General features: G+C 72.0%; 16 protein-coding genes and 1 riboswitch. Of the genes, 6 read left to right on the plus strand and 10 right to left on the minus strand.

Translation table 11 applies throughout. The features are described 5' to 3' along the window. Window positions 1-290: 290 nt before the first annotated feature. The gene (locus DDJ31_RS17555) at window positions 291-1,418 is read right to left on the minus strand and encodes an NADH:flavin oxidoreductase (protein ID WP_127179340.1); all 1,128 of its coding nucleotides are present in this window, start codon (window positions 1,416-1,418) and stop codon (window positions 291-293) included. A gap of 296 nt (window positions 1,419-1,714) precedes the next feature. Between DDJ31_RS17555 and DDJ31_RS17560 the strand changes: the two genes are divergently transcribed. Then, complete coding sequence (locus DDJ31_RS17560; RefSeq protein ID WP_164784945.1) at window positions 1,715-2,239, plus strand: NUDIX hydrolase; 525 nt, start codon at window positions 1,715-1,717, stop codon at window positions 2,237-2,239. Window positions 2,240-2,327: 88 nt separating this feature from the next. Here DDJ31_RS17560 and groL read toward each other — a convergent pair whose 3' ends face one another. The 4 genes from groL to thrC form a co-directional block, all read right to left on the minus strand. Further along, complete coding sequence (groL, locus tag DDJ31_RS17565; protein ID WP_127179338.1) at window positions 2,328-3,950, minus strand: chaperonin GroEL; 1,623 nt, start codon at window positions 3,948-3,950, stop codon at window positions 2,328-2,330. A gap of 391 nt (window positions 3,951-4,341) precedes the next feature. Further along, window positions 4,342-4,545, minus strand: coding sequence for a cold-shock protein (locus DDJ31_RS17570; RefSeq protein ID WP_004986573.1), 204 nt, complete (start codon window positions 4,543-4,545; stop codon window positions 4,342-4,344). 450 nt (window positions 4,546-4,995) lie between these two features. Beyond that, window positions 4,996-5,271, minus strand: a complete 276-nt coding sequence (locus DDJ31_RS17575; protein WP_127179337.1) for a MoaD/ThiS family protein — start codon at window positions 5,269-5,271, stop codon at window positions 4,996-4,998. Continuing rightward, window positions 5,268-6,551: a threonine synthase gene (thrC, locus tag DDJ31_RS17580; protein ID WP_164784944.1), complete on the minus strand. Its 1,284-nt coding sequence runs from the start codon at window positions 6,549-6,551 to the stop codon at window positions 5,268-5,270. Before thrC ends, DDJ31_RS17575 begins: the two co-directional genes overlap by 4 nt. Before the next feature lie 18 nt (window positions 6,552-6,569). After that, window positions 6,570-6,724: riboswitch (SAM riboswitch) on the minus strand. Between the two features lie 168 nt (window positions 6,725-6,892). On the opposite strand from thrC, the gene DDJ31_RS17585 reads away from it, so the two are divergent. Together DDJ31_RS17585 and DDJ31_RS17590 are read left to right on the plus strand one after the other, a co-directional pair. Next, window positions 6,893-7,837 (plus strand): glucosyl-3-phosphoglycerate synthase, encoded by a 945-nt coding sequence (locus DDJ31_RS17585; protein WP_127179336.1) that lies wholly within the window; start codon window positions 6,893-6,895, stop codon window positions 7,835-7,837. Window positions 7,838-7,933: 96 nt separating this feature from the next. Beyond that, on the plus strand, window positions 7,934-9,334 hold the full coding sequence (locus DDJ31_RS17590; protein WP_127179335.1) for an alpha,alpha-trehalose-phosphate synthase (UDP-forming): 1,401 nt from the start codon (window positions 7,934-7,936) through the stop codon (window positions 9,332-9,334). A 25-nt stretch (window positions 9,335-9,359) separates the two neighbouring features. Here the strand turns inward: DDJ31_RS17590 and otsB are convergent, their stop codons facing one another. The 3 genes from otsB to DDJ31_RS17605 form a co-directional block, all read right to left on the minus strand. Then, a complete protein-coding gene (otsB, locus tag DDJ31_RS17595; protein ID WP_127179334.1) occupies window positions 9,360-10,232 on the minus strand; it encodes a trehalose-phosphatase in 873 nt (290 codons plus the stop codon). A gap of 62 nt (window positions 10,233-10,294) precedes the next feature. Next, window positions 10,295-10,531 (minus strand): DUF3263 domain-containing protein, encoded by a 237-nt coding sequence (locus tag DDJ31_RS17600; RefSeq protein ID WP_127179333.1) that lies wholly within the window; start codon window positions 10,529-10,531, stop codon window positions 10,295-10,297. A gap of 33 nt (window positions 10,532-10,564) precedes the next feature. Then, window positions 10,565-11,839, minus strand: a complete 1,275-nt coding sequence (locus tag DDJ31_RS17605; protein WP_240678172.1) for an ABC transporter substrate-binding protein — start codon at window positions 11,837-11,839, stop codon at window positions 10,565-10,567. Between the two features lie 107 nt (window positions 11,840-11,946). Between DDJ31_RS17605 and DDJ31_RS17610 the strand changes: the two genes are divergently transcribed. The 3 genes from DDJ31_RS17610 (at window position 11,947) to DDJ31_RS17620 (ending at window position 15,083) form a co-directional block, all read left to right on the plus strand. Further along, a complete protein-coding gene (locus DDJ31_RS17610) occupies window positions 11,947-12,891 on the plus strand; it encodes an ROK family protein (protein WP_127179332.1) in 945 nt (314 codons plus the stop codon). Beyond that, window positions 12,891-14,033 (plus strand): N-acetylglucosamine-6-phosphate deacetylase, encoded by a 1,143-nt coding sequence (gene nagA / locus DDJ31_RS17615; RefSeq protein WP_127179331.1) that lies wholly within the window; start codon window positions 12,891-12,893, stop codon window positions 14,031-14,033. Before DDJ31_RS17610 ends, nagA begins: the two co-directional genes overlap by 1 nt. Window positions 14,034-14,129: 96 nt before the next feature. Next, window positions 14,130-15,083 (plus strand): 1-phosphofructokinase family hexose kinase, encoded by a 954-nt coding sequence (locus tag DDJ31_RS17620; RefSeq protein WP_127179330.1) that lies wholly within the window; start codon window positions 14,130-14,132, stop codon window positions 15,081-15,083. Here the strand turns inward: DDJ31_RS17620 and DDJ31_RS17625 are convergent. Then, complete coding sequence (locus DDJ31_RS17625; RefSeq protein WP_127179329.1) at window positions 15,073-16,026, minus strand: carbohydrate-binding protein; 954 nt, start codon at window positions 16,024-16,026, stop codon at window positions 15,073-15,075. The two genes, DDJ31_RS17620 and DDJ31_RS17625, sit on opposite strands and share 11 nt — an antisense overlap. A gap of 117 nt (window positions 16,027-16,143) precedes the next feature. Then, the gene (cdgB, locus tag DDJ31_RS17630; protein ID WP_127179328.1) at window positions 16,144-17,787 is read right to left on the minus strand and encodes a diguanylate cyclase CdgB; all 1,644 of its coding nucleotides are present in this window, start codon (window positions 17,785-17,787) and stop codon (window positions 16,144-16,146) included. Window positions 17,788-18,021 lie beyond the last annotated feature (234 nt).

The raw sequence follows: 18,021 nt of genomic DNA on the forward strand, positions 1-18,021 counted from the left end.
CGCCGTCAGAGGGCTCCACGATATCGACGGGGGTGACTCCCGAGAACGCGGCCCCCATTGCGCTCTTCGGCCACTACGGCGAATTCGCGCCATCGGACGGTAAGAAAGAGACAGGGAATTCGGCGGGGCCGCCCACCGGACACCGTTCCGCTGATAAGGCGCCGCCGGGAACGCACGGGCGGGAACGCGCGGGCGGTGCGGAATTCGGCGCCCGGGAATGCGGGCAAGAGGAACGGCCGGGACCTCGGTTCGTTCGAGGTCCCGGCCGCTTCTCGGGTTTATCCGGAAGATCAGCGGAGGGTCTTCAGGGCCGACGCCTCGTACGCCTGGAGCTCGCCGGTGCGGCCGTCGAGTACCTTCCGCGCCCAGAGCGGGTCCTGGAGCAGCGCGCGGCCGACGGCGACCAGGTCGTACTCGTCGCGCTCCAGGGCGTCGAGCAGGTCGTCGATGCCCCGGGTCGAGGAGCCCTCGCCGCGGAACGCCGAGAAGAAGTCGCCGTCGAGGCCGACCGAGCCGACGGTGACGACGGGCCTGCCGGTGAGCTTCTTGGTCCAGCCCGCGAGGTTGAGGTCGGAGCCGTCGAACTCGGGCTCCCAGTAGCGGCGGGTGGAGGCGTGGAAGGCGTCGACGCCCGCGGCGGCCAGCGGCGCGAGGATCGCCTCCAGCTCCTGCGGGGTCTCGGCGAGCCGCGCCTGGTAGGCGTCCTGCTTCCACTGCGAGTAGCGGAACAGGATCGGGAACCCGGCGGAGACCTTCTCGCGCACGGCGGCGACGATCTCGGCGGCGAACTTCGTGCGGGCGACCGGGTCGCCGCCGTAGGAGTCGGTGCGGCGGTTGGTGCCCGCCCACAGGAACTGGTCGAGGAGGTAGCCGTGGGCGCCGTGCAGCTCGATGCCGTCGAAGCCGATGCGCTCGGCGGCGGCCGCCGCCTCGGCGAACGCGTCGATGACGTCGTCCAGGTCGTCCTGGGTCATGGCCCTGCCGGTGGGCTCGTCGGCGCCGATGCGCAGCCCGGAGGGGCCGACGGCGGGGGCGTCGGCGAACGGCGGCTGGCCCTGCTCGCGGACCATGCCGATGTGCCACAGCTGCGGGACGATGGTGCCGCCCGCCGCGTGCACCTCAGCGGCGACCTTGGCCCATCCGGCGAGCTGCTCCTCGCCGTGGAAGCGCGGGATGCTGTCGCTCAGCCCCGCGGACGGGTGCCCGACGTAGGTGCCCTCGGTGACGATCAGGCCGACGCCCGCGGCGGCGCGGCGGGCGTAGTACGAGACGACGTCGTCGCCCGGGATGCCGCCCGGGGAGAACTCCCGCGTCATGGGCGCCATCACGATCCGGTTCGGGACCGTGAGGCCGTTCAGGGAGACGGGCCGGGAGAGGATCTCGGCGGCGCGGGAGGGGGCGGAGGGTGTGACGCTCACGTGGGGGCTCCTGGTGGCGAGGTAAGGGCCGTGAGGACCGCGGTCACGGACCGGCGGCGGGCGGTCGGCCGGCGGTCCGGTGCCGCCGACCGGGCGGTATATGCACACGCATCGACCACCTCCCCCCTCAACGGCACGGCCCGGCCCGCCATTCCGCCCCAGGAGCCCCGGACGTGTGATCCAGGCCACTCCGCACCGGCCGAGTCGCGGGCGGCCCGCACGCCGCGGCCACCGGTTCGGGTGCCGCTCGGCCGATGCGCCCTCCCGTCCCGCGCCCATGTGGAAGGGTCCGGCCCATGACGACGTCCCCGCAGCGATGGCTGCCCCGCGAAGAATGGATCAAGACCCAGCCACAGGCCCTGCTCGCGTCGTGCGTCCTGCTGCGGGACCCCCGGGGCCGGATGCTGCTGCTGCGCTACGGTCCGGGCCAGCCCGCCTCCGGCACCTGGTGGCTGCCCGGCGGGATGCTCGACCCCGGCGAGGACCCGTGGACGGCGGCGCGGCGCGAGGTCGGCGAGGAGACCGGCCTCGCGGTCGGGGGAGCGCCGAGGCTGATCGGCGTCGACCACCGCGCGGACGTCGGGGGCACGGGGCCGGTGCTCGACTGCTTCTTCGACGGCGGCACCGTCGGGGAAGAGGCCCGGGTCCGGCTCAGCGCCGAGCACGACGGGCACGCCTTCGTCGGCGTCGACGAGCTGGCGGGGCTCGCCCTCACCGGGCCCGTCCGCACCCTGGAGGCGCTGTGCGCCGCCGCCCTGGGCGGGAGCGTCGCGTATCTGCGGGAGGGGCTGCCGCACGAGGCGGCCGGCGTCGGCGGCTGACCGGAAACGCCCGAGGGCGGCACCCTCCGCTCACGCGGGGAGTGCCGCCCTCGGTCGGTACGACGGGACGGACCGATCCTCGGAAGGATCAGAAGTCCATGTCACCGCCCGGCATGCCGCCCGGGGCCGCGGCGGCGGCCTTCTCCGGCTTGTCGGCGATGACGGCCTCGGTGGTGAGGAACAGCGCGGCGATCGACGCGGCGTTCTGCAGCGCGGAGCGCGTCACCTTCGCCGGGTCGATGATGCCCTCGGCGATCATGTCGACGTACTCACCGGTCGCGGCGTTCAGGCCGTGGCCGACGGGAAGGTTGCGCACCTTCTCGACGATGACGCCACCCTCGAGACCACCGTTGACGGCGATCTGCTTGAGCGGGGCCTCCAGGGCGAGCTTCACGGCGTTGGCGCCGGTCGCCTCGTCACCCGTCAGCTCCAGCTTCTCGAAGACCGAGGAGGCCTGGAGCAGGGCCACGCCACCACCGGCGACGATGCCCTCCTCGACGGCCGCCTTCGCGTTGCGCACGGCGTCCTCGATGCGGTGCTTGCGCTCCTTCAGCTCGACCTCGGTCGCGGCACCGGCCTTGATGACGGCGACGCCACCGGCGAGCTTCGCCAGGCGCTCCTGGAGCTTCTCGCGGTCGTAGTCGCTGTCCGAGTTCTCGATCTCGGCGCGGATCTGGTTGACGCGGCCCTGGACCTGGTCGCTGTCACCGGAGCCGTCGACGATCGTCGTCTCGTCCTTGGTGATGACGACCTTGCGGGCGCGGCCGAGCAGGTCGAGACCGGCGTTCTCCAGCTTGAGGCCGACCTCCTCGGAGATGACCTCGCCGCCCGTGAGGATGGCGATGTCGCCGAGCATGGCCTTGCGGCGGTCGCCGAAGCCCGGGGCCTTGACGGCGACGGACTTGAAGGTGCCGCGGATCTTGTTGACGACCAGCGTCGACAGGGCCTCGCCCTCGACGTCCTCAGCGATGATCAGCAGCGGCTTGCCCGACTGCATGACCTTCTCCAGGAGCGGGAGCAGGTCCTTGACGGAGCCGATCTTGGAGTTGGCGATGAGGATGTACGGGTCGTCGAGCGACGCCTCCATCCGCTCCATGTCGGTGGCGAAGTACGCCGAGATGTAGCCCTTGTCGAAGCGCATGCCCTCGGTGAGCTCAAGCTCGAGACCGAAGGTCTGCGACTCCTCGACGGTGATGACGCCTTCCTTGCCGACCTTGTCCATGGCCTCGGCGATCAGCTCGCCGATCTGGGTGTCGGCGGCGGAGATGGAGGCCGTCGAAGCGATCTGCTCCTTGGTCTCGACATCCTTCGCCTGCTCGAGCAGGGCACCGGAGACGGCCTCGACGGCCTTCTCGATACCGCGCTTGAGGGCCATCGGGTTGGCGCCGGCGGCTACGTTGCGCAGGCCCTCCTTGACCAGGGCCTGGGCGAGAACGGTGGCGGTGGTCGTGCCGTCGCCCGCGACGTCGTCCGTCTTCTTGGCGACTTCCTTGACCAGCTCGGCGCCGATCTTCTCGTACGGGTCCTCGAGCTCGATCTCCTTGGCGATGGAGACACCATCGTTGGTGATCGTGGGGGCGCCCCACTTCTTCTCGAGGACGACGTTGCGGCCCTTGGGGCCGAGCGTCACCTTGACGGCGTCCGCGAGCTGGTTCATGCCGCGCTCGAGGCCGCGCCGCGCCTCCTCGTCGAACGCGATGATCTTGGCCATGTGAAGTGGTCCCTCCAGGACTGGGGGTGATTCCTTCGGACCGCGCCCGCGCCCGCGACGGACGGCCTGCCGGCCTCGTGGTTCCTTGCCCCACACGGCCTGCGGGCCTCACCGACCCGGTCCTCGTTGTCACTCTCACCTTCAGAGTGCTAACGCCAATGATTAGCACTCGACCCATGCGAGTGCAAGCGCCCCCGGGGGATCGGTCGGCGGTGACGCGGCGGGCGGACGCCGTCGATCACGCCGCGCGCCCGGCGCGCACGACGGGCGCGCGGGACAGGTGCGCGGCTCGCGCGCGCGGAAGGCGCGCAGGCCGAAGGGCCCGCACCCCGGGAGGTACGGGCCCTTCAACAGAAGACGTCGCTTGCGGCTGGTTCGGTTGGTCGCGCGATCAGGCGGTGACGCGAACCATGTCGGCCTGCGGGCCTTTCTGACCCTGCGAGATCTCGAATTCCACCCGCTGGCCCTCTTCCAGGGTGCGGTAACCGTCCATCTGGATCGCGCTGTAGTGGACGAAAACATCCGCACCACCGTCGACCGCGATGAAGCCGTACCCCTTCTCCGCGTTGAACCACTTGACGGTGCCCTGAGCCATGCCTAACTCCCCTATTACTGGCCCTTGCACAGATCCGCACTTCGCGGATCCGGGTCAGACCTCACCCCCCATTGGCACTGGGGGCGTGCGCCGGAACGCGTCGACCGCGGCCGAATGTATCTGCCCGACTGCCGTCTGCAACAGGTCAATCGGACGAGAATTCTGGACGGAAGGGGTCCGGAATGTTGCGAGAATTCAACCCAATTCGGGGCAAGTCGGGCCCGACAAAAGGCACAGAACACGCAAAATACCCGCACACTTTGGCTACTTCTTGTCGCGGCGGAAGCCGGAACTCAGGGGCGCGTCACGCGCGGAATGGTGCGGGTTCCCCAACTCTACCGCGCTCAACCCTACAGAATTGCCCCCTCCGTTTCTCTCACGGAGGGGGCAATTCGATGAACTCTCGGTGATCGGCGTTACCCTAGGTAACAAAACCGGTCGACCGGCCTGTCAGCCGCCGGCGACGGCCGGGATGATGGAGATGCCCGCGCCGTCCGGGGTAGCCGTCTGGAGCCCCTGCTCGAAGCGGACGTCGTCGTCGTTGACGTAGACGTTCACGAACCGGCGCAGCGCGCCCTGGTCGTCGAGGACCCGGGCGGAGATGCCCGCGTGGTTCTTCTCCAGGTCGGCGATGACCTCGCCGAGGGTCGCGCCCTCGGCGAGGACCTCGGCCCGGCCGCCCGTGTAGGTGCGCAGGATGGTCGGGATGCGGACGGAGACGCTCATGCGAGGCCAGCCTCTCGGAAGGAGTCGAGGTTCGGGCGGATGGTGGCGGTCAGGCCGGTGCCGGCCACCGCGTCGAGGGTCTTGAGGCCGTCACCGGTGTTCAGCACGACGGTGGTGAGCGACGGGTCGAGGAGACCGGCGTCGATCAGCTTCTTCGTGACGCCGACGGTCACGCCGCCCGCCGTCTCCGCGAAGATGCCCTCGGTGCGGGCGAGCAGCTTGATCGCGTCCACGACCTGCTCGTCCGTGACGTCGTCCACGGCGCCGCCGGTGCGGCGGGCGATGTCGAGGACGTAGGGGCCGTCGGCCGGGTTGCCGATGGCGAGCGACTTGGCGATGGTGTTCGGCTTCTGCGGCCTGACCACGTCGTGGCCCGCCTTGTAGGCCACCGACACCGGGGAGCAGCCCTCGGCCTGCGCGCCGAAGATCTTGTAGGGCCGGTCCTCGACCAGGCCCAGCTTGATCAGCTCCTGGAGCCCCTTGTCGATCTTGGTGAGCTGGGAGCCCGAGGCGATCGGGACGACCAGCTGGTCGGGCAGCCGCCAGCCGAGCTGCTCGCAGATCTCGTACGCCAGGGTCTTGGAGCCCTCCGCGTAGTAGGGCCGCAGGTTGACGTTGACGAAGCCCCAGCCCTCGCCGGCCGGGTCGCCGATCAGCTCGGAGCAGAAGCGGTTCACATCGTCGTAGTTGCCTTCGATGCCGATCAGCTCGCCGCCGTAGACGGCGGCCATGACGACCTTGCCCTGCTCCAGGTCGTGCGGGATGAACACGCAGGAGCGGAAACCGGCCCGCGCGGCGGCGGCGCCGACCGCGCCGGCCAGGTTGCCGGTGGAGGAGCAGGACAGGGTGGTGAAGCCGAAGGCGCGGGCCGCCTCGAGGGCCTGGGCGACGACCCGGTCCTTGAAGGAGTGGGTCGGGTTGCCCGAGTCGTCCTTCACGTACAGGCCGCCGGTGACGCCCAGCTCGCGGGCCAGGTTGTCGGCGCGCACGAGCTTGGTCCAGCCCGGGTTGATGTTGGGCTTCTCGGCCACGTCGGCGGGGACGGGCAGCAGCGGCGCGTAGCGCCAGATGTTCGCGGGTCCCGCCTCGATCCGCTTGCGCAGTTCCTCGGTGTCGTACGCGGAGAAGTCGTAGGCGATCTCCAGCGGCCCGAAACACTCCTCGCAGGCGAAGACCGGACCGAGGGGCACCCGGTGGCCGCACTCCCGGCAACTCAGCGCGGCGGCGGGCCCAAGGTCTACGGTGGGGTTCGTGGCGGTTTCGGCAGTCTGCACAGCCATGTGAGGCGAGGCCCTTTCTCCTCATCTTCCTCACGACGCGTTTCGCCGTGAGACGGATTTGGCACCTTCCCGAGCCGGGAGCCTCGCGTGATGATCAACAGTGATCCACGAGACCGGCTGGAGGGTTGCCGGGGCTTCATCGGGCCGTTTCCCTCTGCCCCTCTGGATGAGCGGTATGCGGTTGTGTCTGCTGTTGTGGGCGCCGGTGGACCCCGACATGCGATGGTCACCAGCGTTGTTCAAGACTGTAACCGAAGGCCAGGACAGTTGAGATAGTCGTCCGAACCGCGAGATGGATCACACGATCCGCTCGCCGAGTGAACGCTAAGGAGCCGCGCACTGTGCTGAACGAAGTCGAGCGCTGGCTGACCACCCGCTCCTGGTCCGTGACCGATCGCCCGCTGCACCGCGTCCTGGCCGCCAAGCGCGCCACAGGGCAGACGGTCAGCGTGGTGCTGCCCGCGCTCAACGAGGAGGAGACCGTCGGCGACATCGTCGCCGTCATACGGCACGACCTGATGCGGCAGGTCCCGCTGGTCGACGAGATCGTTGTCGTCGACTCCGGGTCGACCGACCGCACCTCCGAGGTGGCCGCCGCCGCGGGCGCCCGGGTCGTGCACCGCGACGAGATCCTGCCCCGGCTGCCCGCCGTGCCCGGCAAGGGCGAGGTGCTGTGGCGCTCCCTGCTGGTCACCAGCGGGGACATCGTGTGCTTCGTCGACGCCGACCTCAAGGAGTTCTCGTCCGACTTCGTGCTCGGCATCGTGGGGCCGCTGCTCACCGAACCCGGGGTCGATCTGGTCAAGGCGATGTACGACCGTCCGCTGCGCGGCGCCGCCGGGCAGGGCGGCCGGGTCACCGAGCTGATGGCCCGCCCGCTGCTGAACATGCACTGGCCGCAGTTGGCCGGTTTCGTACAGCCGCTCGGCGGTGAGTACGCGGCCAGGCGCTCGCTGCTCGAACAGCTGCCGTTCCCGGTCGGGTACGGCGTGGAGCTGGGGATGCTGGTCGACGCGCTGCACCTGGTGGGCCTCGACGCCCTCGCCCAGGTCGACGTCGGGGTGCGCGTCCACCGCCACCAGGACGGCCAGGCGCTGGGCCGGATGGCCGCCGCGATCTACCGGACCGCGCAGCTGCGGCTGGCCCGCGGCCATCTGATCCGGCCCGCGCTCACCCAGTTCGAACGCGGCGAGGACGGATTCGAGCCGCGCACCTACTCGGTGGACACGGAGGAGCGGCCGCCGATGACGGAGATCGCCGAGTACGCGGCCCGCAAGGTGGCCTGAGCGCCGCCCGCGTTACCCGGATCACCGTTCGTATACGTCCTCACCTGGCCGCGTCCGTACGTTTGAGCGTTTCCGGGCGTGGCTAGGTTGAGGCGTATGGCTCCCTCCCCCGACGCCGCAGCCCAGGTGCTGGTCGCGTCCAACCGCGGTCCGGTCTCGTACGACGTTCAGGACGACGGGACGCTCGCCTCCCGGCGCGGCGGCGGCGGACTCGTCTCAGGGCTCTCGGCCATCGGGCCGGACGCGGACGCGCTCTGGGTCTGCGCGGCGCTCTCCGACGGCGACCGCGAGGCGGTGCGGCGCGGGGTCGGCGAGGACGGCGTGCGGATGCTGGACATCCCGGCGGACGTGTACGCCGACGCCTACAACGGCGTCGCGAACTCGGTGCTCTGGTTCGTCCACCACATGCTGTACCAGACGCCCGTCGAGCCGGTCTTCGACGCGGAGTTCCGCCGCCAGTGGGCGTCGTACGAGAGCTACAACCGGGCCTTCGCCGAGGCGCTCGCCGAGTCGGCGGCCGAGGGCGCCGCGGTGCTGGTGCAGGACTACCACCTGAGCCTGGTGCCCGGCATGCTCCGCGCGCTCCGCCCCGATCTGCGGATCGGGCACTTCTCGCACACCCCGTGGGCGCCGCCCGAGTACTTCAGGATGCTGCCCGACGACATCGCCGAGCAGCTGCTGCGCGGGATGCTCGGCGCCGACCGGCTCGGCTTCCTCACCGAGCGGTGGGCCGCCGCCTTCCGGGCCTGCTGCGCGGACCGGGTCGGCGGCCTCGGCACCACCGAGACCGGGGTGCACGGGCTGGGCGCCGACGCGGACTTCCTGCGCCGCCGCGCGCACGAGGCGGACGTCGAGGAGCGGATCGTCGCGCTGCGCGAGGAGGTCGGCGCGGGCCGCCGGACGATCGTGCGGGTGGACAGGACCGAGCTGTCGAAGAACATCGTGCGCGGCCTGCTCTCCTACCGGCAGCTCCTCGACGAGCGGCCCGAGTGGCGGGAGCGGGTCGTGCACGTGGCGTTCGCCTATCCGTCGCGGCAGGACCTCGCGGTGTACCGGGAGTACACGGCGGAGGTGCAGCGGCTGGCCGAGGAGATCAACTCCGGGTACGGGACGGCGTCCTGGACCCCGGTCGTGCTCCATGTGAAGGACGACTTCGCGCGCTCGCTGGCCGCGTACCGGATCGCCGACGTGGCGCTCGTCAACCCGATCCGCGACGGCATGAACCTGGTCGCCAAGGAGGTGCCCGTGGTCTCCGACGAGGGGTGCGCGCTGGTGCTCTCCCGGGAGGCGGGGGCGTTCGAGGAGCTGGGCGAGGACGCGCTCGTGGTGAACCCCTACGACGTGACGGCGACCGCCCGCGCCCTGCACGAGGCGCTGACGATGCCCAAGGCGGAGCGCGCGGAGCGCGCCAAGCGCCTGTCGGCCGCGGCGACGGCGCTGCCTCCCTCGCAGTGGTTCCTCGACCAGCTGAACGCGCTGCGGGGCCCGCTGGGCTGATCGGGGGGCGGGCCCCGGCGGGCGGTCAGGCCAGGTGGTGGGCGAGGGTGCGCAGCAGGGTGACCAGGCCGTGCGGTCCCTCGACCACCAGGTCGGAGCGGTCGCGCAGCTCGGTCACCTCGTCGCTGCCGCTGCACACCAGCAGGCCGGGGGTGCCGTCGGAGCGGAGTTTGTCGACGGCCGCGAAGGCGGGGAGGTCGCCGAGGTCGTCGCCGCCGTAGAGGACGGACGTCGCGGAGAGCCGGTGGACGTGGTCCAGGAGGGCGACGCCCTTGTCCATGCCGGGCGGGCGCAGCTCCAGGACCATCCGGCCGGGTTCGACCACGAGGCCGTGCCGGGCGGCGAGGTCGGTGAGGGGGGCGCGCAGCGCCTCGAAGGCGGCCTGCGGGTCGCCCGCCCTGCGGGTGTGGACGGCGACGGCCCGGCCCTTCTCCTCGATCCAGGTGCCGCGCCAGGCGCCGATGCTGTCGAGGAAGCCGGGCAGTTCGGCGCGGACGGAGGCCACCCCGGGGTGCGGGGCGGGGGCGGTGACCTCGCCGGTCGCGGCGTCCCAGCGTTCGGCGCCGTAGTGGCCGAGGACGATGAGGTGTTCGAGTCCCGGCACCCCGGCGAAGCCGCCGTGCCGGACGGCGACGGCGGCCGGGCGGCCGGTGACGACGGCGACGGAGGCCACCTTGGGGGCGAGGGCGGCGAGCGCGGCCACCGCGTCCGGGTGGGCGCGGGCCTGTTCGGGGTCGGGCACGATCGGGGCGAGCGTGCCGTCGAAGTCGAGGGCGATCACCGCGCCGGCGGGGCGGGCGAGGATGGCGTCGAGTCCCTCGCGTCCGGCCGCGGTGGCCGGCGTCGGCAGAGGGGCCGGGGTTGGCATGGAGTGCGTCGAGTCCGTGTGGCTGCCCATGGGGCGACCCTAGCCGGGTGGCGCGGGGCGCAGCCATGGCTCAGGGGCGCGCGGCCGGATCGTCAGCGCTCCGACCGGCGTCTGTCGCGCACCCGCCGGAGCCGGTTCACGGTGACCGGGTCATGGGCCAGGGCCCGCCGGTCGTCGAGGAGGGCGTTGAGGAGCTGGTAGTAGCGGACGGGGGCGAGGCCCAGCTCCTCGCGGATGGCGCGTTCCTTGGCGCCGGGGCCCGTGAAGCCCCGGCGTTCGAGCGCGAGAACGGCCCGTTCCGTGCGGCCGAGTCCGGATGCGTCGTCCATACCCGGCACGGTAGCGCCCGCCACTGACAGGCTCTAGCTGCGGCTGTCCGCCTTGGTCGCCGTCGATTCGAGGCCGCCGAGGACCCTGGCCGGGTCGCTGCCGGGGGCGACGGCCTCGCCTATGTGCTTCTTGACGGCCGCCGCGACCTCGGCCCACGAGGTGCGGCCGACCGGGTAGGTCTCGGACTGGGGCAGGGCGTCGAGGAACGGCTTGAGGCCGGCGTCCCGCTCGCCGACGCTCATCGCCTCGGAGGCGGAGTTGGTGACGGGCAGCAGGTCGTACTCGCGGGAGAAGTCGAGGACGTTCTCCTCGCTGTAGACGAAGTCGAGGAACTCGCCGACCTGCCGGGCGTGGCCGTTCTGCTTGAAGGCGGTCATCCAGTCGGCGACGCCCATGGAGTACTTGCTCGGGCCGTTGTGTCCCGGCATCCGGACCATGCCGTAGTCGACGCCCCCCTTCTTCGCCATCTTCATCAGCGAGGGGTGGCCGTTGAGCATGCCGACGTCGCCGTCGGCGAAGGCGCTGAACGCGGCGGCGCGGTTGAGCTTGCCGGGGGCGACGGGGCCGGTGAGGCCCTTGTCGACGAGTTCGTCCTTGAGCCAGGTGAAGGTGGCGACGTTCTCGGTGGAGTCGAGGCCGTAGGTGCCGAAGGAGTCGGTGTAGCCGCCGCCTCCGCTCAGCAGCCACTGCATGGTCTCGGCCTGGGCCTCCTCGGGGCCGAGCGGCAGGGCGTAGGGGTAGGAGACGCCCTCGGCCTTGAGGGCGGCGGCGTCGGCTGCCAGGTCCTTCCAGGTCTGCGGCGGGGTGAGGCCGGCCTTCGAGAAGAGGCCCTTGTTGTAGAAGAGGAGGCGGGTGGAGGCGGCGAACGGCATCCCGTACTGGACGTCCTTGACCCGGCCCGCGGTGGCGAGCTGGGAGGCGAAGTCGGCCTGGGTGGAGATGGAGAGGAGGTCGTCGGCCTGGTAGAGGAGGTTCTTGGCGGCGTAGTCGGCGTAGGAGCCGATCTGGGCCATGTCGGGGGCCTGTCCGGCGTCGACGAGTTCCTTGACCTTGCGGTCGACGTCGTTCCAGGAGTAGACGGTGACGTCGACCTTCACGCCCGAGTGGTTGCTCTCGTAGCTGTCGGCCACCCGGCTCCAGTACTTCTGGGAGCTGTTGGCGGCGGAGTCGCCGTACTCGGCCGCCACCAGCTTCAGGGTGACGTCCTCGGAGCCGCCGGTGAGGCCGCAGCCGCCGAGCACCGCCGTCAATCCGAGGGCGGAGCCCGCCGCGATCGTTCCTGTCCTGCGTCGCTGCCGCCGCTGCACCGCTGTTGCCCCACCCTGCTGTCGCACTGTTCGATAAATGAACCACAAGGTCTACACCACGTGAGTGGACTAGACCTCTTGTGGGTAGGAGGGTCACACTGTCCTGCGTGAGACATGTCATCGCCCTCGATGTGGGCGGCACCGGGATGAAGGCCGCCCTGGTCGGGGCGGACGGCGAGCTGCTGCACCGGGCCCGCCGGGCGACCGGCCGCGAGCGCGGCCCCGACGCGGTCGTCGAGTCCATCCTCGGCTTCGCCGCCGACCTCGCCGCGCACGGCGCCGAGCACTTCGGCGAACCCGCCTCGGCCGCCGGCGTCGCCGTCCCCGGCATCGTCGACGACCGGCTCGGCATCGCCGCCTACTCCGCCAACCTGGGCTGGCGGGACGTACCCCTGCGCGACCTGCTCAGCGCCCGGCTGGCCGGCGTCCCGGTCGCCCTCGGCCACGACGTGCGCACCGGCGGCCTCGCCGAGGGCCGGATCGGCGCGGGCCTCGGCGCCGACCGCTTCCTGTTCGTGGCGCTCGGCACCGGCATCGCGGGCGCCATCGGCGTGGCGGGCCGGGTGGAGGCGGGCGCGCACGGGTTCGCGGGCGAGATCGGCCACATCGTCGTCCGGCCCGGCGGCGCCCCCTGCCCCTGCGGCCAGCACGGCTGCCTGGAGCGGTACGCGTCCGCCGCCGCCGTCAGCGACGCCTGGGCCGCGGCCACCGGGAACCCGGAAGCGGACGCGGCGGAGTGCGCGCGCGCCGTCGTGTCCGGTGACCCGAACGCCGTACGGGTCTGGCGGGACGCCGTCGACGCGCTCGCCGACGGGCTCGTCACCGCGCTCACCCTCCTCGACCCGCGCACCCTGATCATCGGCGGCGGGCTCGCGGAGGCGGGCGAGACCCTGTTCGCGCCGCTGCGGGAGGCCGTCGAGGCGCGGGTCACCTTCCAGAAACTCCCGTCGATCGTCCCCGCCGCCCTCGGGGACACCGCCGGATGCCTCGGTGCCGGGCTCCTCGCCTGGGATCTCCTCGAAACCCCTGACCGTACGGAGGTAACCAGCTGATGGCCCCCACCCAAGTCCTCGCCGGTGCGCAGGTGGTCCTGCCCACCGGGACCGTGACCGACGGCCGCGTCATCGTCGAGGGCACCCGGATCGCCGGGAGCGCTCCCGGCGACGCGGCCACCGTCGACCTGAGCGGCCACTGGCTGGTGCCCGGCTTCGTCGACCTGCACAACCACGGCGGCGGCGGCGCCGCCTTCTCCGGCGGCGCCGAAGCCGCCCTGACCGCCGTCGCCACCCACCGCGCGCACGGCACGACGACGCTGGTCGCCTCCACCGTCACCGACGACATGGACGTCCTGGTGCGGCAGGCCGGGCTGCTGAGCGAGCTGGCCGAGCAGGGCGACATCGCCGGCATCCACTTCGAGGGCCCGTTCATCTCGCCGTGCCGCAAGGGCGCGCACTCCGAGGCGCTGCTGCGCGACCCGGACCCGGCCGAGGTCCGCAAGCTGGTCGACGCGGCGCGCGGACAGGCCCGCATGGTCACCCTGGCCACCGAACTGCCGGGCGGCGTCGACGCGGTGCGCCTCCTCGCCGACCAGGGCGTGATCGCGGCGATCGGGCACACCGACGCCACCTACGAGCAGACCGTCGAGGCCATCGACGCGGGCGCGACCGTCGCCACCCACCTCTTCAACGCGATGCCGCCGATCGGCCACCGCGCCCCGGGCCCGATCACCGCCCTCCTGGAGGACGAGCGGATCACCGTCGAGCTGATCAACGACGGCACCCATCTGCACCCCGCCTCCCTCCAGTTGGCGTTCCACCACGCGGGCGCCGACCGGGTCGCGTTCATCACCGACGCCATGGACGCGGCGGGCAGCGACGACGGCCGCTACCAGCTCGGCCCGCTGGAGGTCGAGGTCAGCGAGGGCGTGGCCCGGCTGGTCGACGGCGGTTCCATCGCGGGCTCGACTCTCACCCTGGACCGCGCGTTCAAGCGCGCGGTGACGGTGGACCGGCTGCCGGTCGGGGACGTGGTGGCCGCGCTGTCCGCCAACCCGGCCCGGCTGCTCGGGCTGTACGACACGGTGGGCTCCCTCGATCCGGGCAAGTACGCGGACCTGGTGCTCCTCGACGCCGACTTCGACCTCAAGGGCGTGATGCGCAGGGGCAGTTGGGTGGTCGACCCCGGGCTCGGCTGACCCGCGCCCGGCCTGGCCGATACCCGCCACTGGGCCTGGCCACCGTCTCTTTGACATGATCAGGCCGTCGAAGAACAGTCCAGGAGGTCGACGAGAGTGCTTGTGACGGTCACGCTGAACACCGCGCTCGACATCACCTACGGGGTGCCGCGCCTGCTCCCGCACGCCAGCCACCGGGTCACCGAGGTGTCCGAACGGCCCGGCGGCAAGGGGCTGAACGTGGCCCGGGTGCTCGCCGCGCTCGGCCACCCGGTGACGGTGACCGGCTTCGCGGGCGGCGCCACCGGGGCCGTCGTGCGGGACCGGCTCGCCACCGTCGGGGGGCTGGTGGACGCGCTGGTGCAGGTCGCGGAACCCACCAGGCGCACGGTCGCCGTGGTCGACGCGACGACCGGTGACACCACGCAGCTCAACGAGGCGGGCCCGCAGATCAGGCCCGCCGAGTGGGCCGCGTTCCAGGGGCTCTACCAGGAGCTGCTGGCGTCGGCCTCGGCGGTGGCGCTCTGCGGGAGCCTGCCGCCGGGCGTCCCGGTCGGCGCGTACGCGGTGCTGGTGCGGGCGGCCAGGTCGGCGGGGGTGCCGGTGCTCCTCGACACCAGCGGGGAACCGCTGCGCCGCGGGGTGGCCGCGCGGCCCGACCTGATCAAGCCGAACGCCGACGAGCTGGCCGAGCTGACCGGCTCCCACGACCCGACCCGGGCCACCCGGGACGCGCGCGGGCGGGGCGCCCGCACGGTCGTCGCGTCGCTCGGCACCCGGGGGATGCTCGCGGTGACGCCCGAGGGCCGCTGGCGGGCCGTCCCGCCGGCCCGGGTCGACGGCAATCCGACCGGCGCGGGCGACTCCGCGGTGGCGGGGCTGCTGTCGGGGCTGGTCGAGGGGCTCAGCTGGCCCGAGCGGCTGGTCAGGGCGGTCGCGCTGTCGACGGCGACGGTGCTGGCACCGGCGGCCGGTGAGTTCGACGCGGACGCCTACCGGGAGCTGCTGGGGCGGGTCGCGGTGACGCGGGAGAGCGGCGCGAGCGGCGCCGCCAGGACCGCTACTCCTTGACCTGGCCCTTCTTCAGCCAGAGCTGGTCGAGCAGGACGTTGCACTTGTCGCCGTCCTGGCAGGAGAGCGAGATCGTGTTGGTGCCCTTGGTGAGGGTGGGCCAGGCGAAGGTCTTCGTCCACCCCTTCTCCAGGTCGCCGTCCTTGGCGTGGGCGAAGTTGCCGAGGTTCAGCTTGCTGCCGAACGGCTTGCCGTTGACGGTGAGCGTCATCGACTGGTCGTCGTCGGCGGTGCTGTAGCGGGCGAAGACCGTGTAGGTCCCGTCCGAGGGGATGCCGTTGACGGTCCAGGTGACCGAGGCGCCCGCCTGGTTGAGGCCGCTGACGTAGACGCCGCCGTCGGCCGAGGCGCCCTTCACCTCCGACGCCGTCGAGGCGCCGGAGCCGAGGTTGAGCGCCTTCGCGTCGATCTCGGGCAGCTCGCCCTCCGAGACGCTGCTGCTCGCCGAGGTGCTCGGCTCGGCGCTCTGCGAGGACTCGGTCTCGGTGGAGCCCGCGTCGTTCGCCTTGTCGTCCTTCGTGTCACCGCCGGCCATCGCGACCGCGATGCCGATGACGACGGCGGCGACCACCGCGATCGCGCCGATCAGCAGGCCCTTGGTGTTGGGGCCGCGGCCGCGGCCGCCCGGAGGGCCGTACCCCGGCTGCCGGCCGCCGGCGCCACCGCCGCCCGGGAGGGTCTCGGGCGCCGAGTAGTGCGCGTTCGGCTGGCCGTAGCTGCCCTGCTGCTGCGGGACCTGCCCGTAGGGGGACGCCGGCGCCTGCGCCTGCTGCTGGCCGCCGTACTGCCGCTGGCCGACCGCCCTGACCCGGTTCACCGAGTTCGGGTAGCCGTAGCCGCCGCCCGACGGGGGCTGCGCGCCGTTGGCCTGCCCGTCGGCGTAGAGGTAGCCGAACGGGTCGTCGTCCTCGGGCGTATGGGCGCCGTTGTTGCCGGACGTCATCCCTGGGTACTCCTCAGCAGGTGCGGGTCGGATGCGAGGGGGTCAGAAGGGCGAGCCTACCCCCACCCGGTGACCCGAACGGGTGACTCAGCTCGCACCGACGCGCTGACCTGCGGATCATCCCGCCCGCCTGTGTTGTTTGGGACGAGATCGTTTCTCTACGTACATCCGCTCGTCAGCGGACTTCAACACTTCGTCCGCCGTCATTCCGCAGTGCGCCCACCCGATGCCGAAGCTGGCGCCCACCCGCATCGCCCGGCCGTCCACCCGGACCGGCTGGATGATCTCGTTGCGCAGCCGGACGGCGAGGTCCTGGGCGTCGGCCCGGCCGAGGCCGTCGGCGAGGACGACGAACTCGTCGCCGCCGAGCCTGGCCACGGTGTCGCCGTCGCGGACGGCGGCCGACAGCCGCCTGGCGACCTCGATGAGGACCGCGTCACCGGCGTTGTGCCCGAACCGGTCGTTGATCGACTTGAAGCCGTCGAGGTCGCAGAAGAGGACCGCGAGGCCCTTGGCGCCGTCGTCGCGGTCGTCCTCGGGGGCGACCGTGTGCTCGTGGTGGTCGTGGCCCTCGTACATCTCGCTGCCCGGCCTGAAGTCGAAGCCGTGGCCGCCCGCGTCGTAGCCGGGGTGCCCGTAGGCGGCGTCGATGGACTCCACCTCGGCGGCCTGCGCGCTGCGGTTGCAGAGCCGGGCGGCGAGGCGGGCACGCAGCTCGGCGGAGTTCGGCAGGCCGGTGAGGGAGTCGTGGGAGGCGCGGTGGGCGAGCTGGAGCTCGCGGCGTTTGCGCTCCTCGATGTCCTCGACGTGGGTGAGCAGGAAGCGGGGGCCGTCGGCGGCGTCCGCGACGACGCTGTTGCGCAGCGAGACCCAGACGTAGGTGCCGTCCCTGCGGCCCAGGCGCAGCTCGGCCCGGCCGCCCTCGGCCGAGGTGCGCAGCAGGGTGCCGATGTCCTCGGGGTGGACGAGGTCGGAGAAGGCGTAGCGGCGCATCGCGGAGGCGGGGCGGCCCAGGAGGCGGCAGAGGGCGTCGTTGGTGCGCAGGATGCGGCCGTGCTGGTCGCCGCCCATCTCGGCGATGGCCATGCCGGAGGGGGCGTACTCGAAGGCCTGCCGGAAGCTCTCCTCGCTGGCGCGCAGGGCCTGCTGCTCGCGTTCGAGGCGGACCAGGGCGCGCTGCATGTTGGCGCGCAGCCGGGCGTTGCTGATCGCTATGGCGGCCTGGAACGCGTACATCTGGAGCGCTTCGCGTCCCCAGGCGCCTGGCTTGCGGCCGTTGCGCGGGCGGTCGACGGAGAGCACGCCGATCAGTTCGCCGCCGGAGCCGCTCGTGGTGCGCATGGGGGCGAAGAGGCGGTCGGAGGGGTGCCACTCGTCCTCGAACCGGGGGGCGGGGCCGTCGGTGTACCACTGCGGCACGTCGTCGTCGTCGAGGACCCAGCCCTCGGTGTGCGGTATGAACACCAGGTCGCCCCAGTGCTCGCCCATGCCGAGACGGCGTTCCCAGGAGGCGCGGGAGCCGACGCGGCCGGTGATGAGCGCCTCGGCGGCCGGGTTCCCGGCGAACGCGGCGACGACCAGGTCGCCGTCCTGGCGGACCAGGTTGACGCAGGCCAGTTCGTAGCCGAGGCCGCCCACGACGCCGTCGGCGACGGTCTGGAGCGTGTCGGCCAGGCTGCGGGCCGTGTTCATGTCCGCCATCACCTGGTGCAGTTGCCGCAGGGTCGCCAGGCGGACGTAAGGCTCCGACTCGGTCTCCATGGTCGCCCTCCCCCCGAGACCTCGTAGCTCATTCCCCGCCACTGAATCACAGCGCGCTCCGCCCTCGGTACACAGGGTCAACAATTGATGTCCCTTGTGACTCAAGTCACAGCGAAAGATGAACAGTTGAGAGGAGTTTCGTCGTTTTCTGCATATTCCGCACGCGCTTACCCACGCATGTTTTCCGCCGGCCGACCGCACGCTTTCGGCCCGCCGAAGCCCTCCGCGGGAGGT

Origin of the sequence: Streptomyces griseoviridis, from assembly GCF_005222485.1 — a bacterium.
GTDB classification, from domain to species: domain Bacteria; phylum Actinomycetota; class Actinomycetes; order Streptomycetales; family Streptomycetaceae; genus Streptomyces; species Streptomyces hintoniae.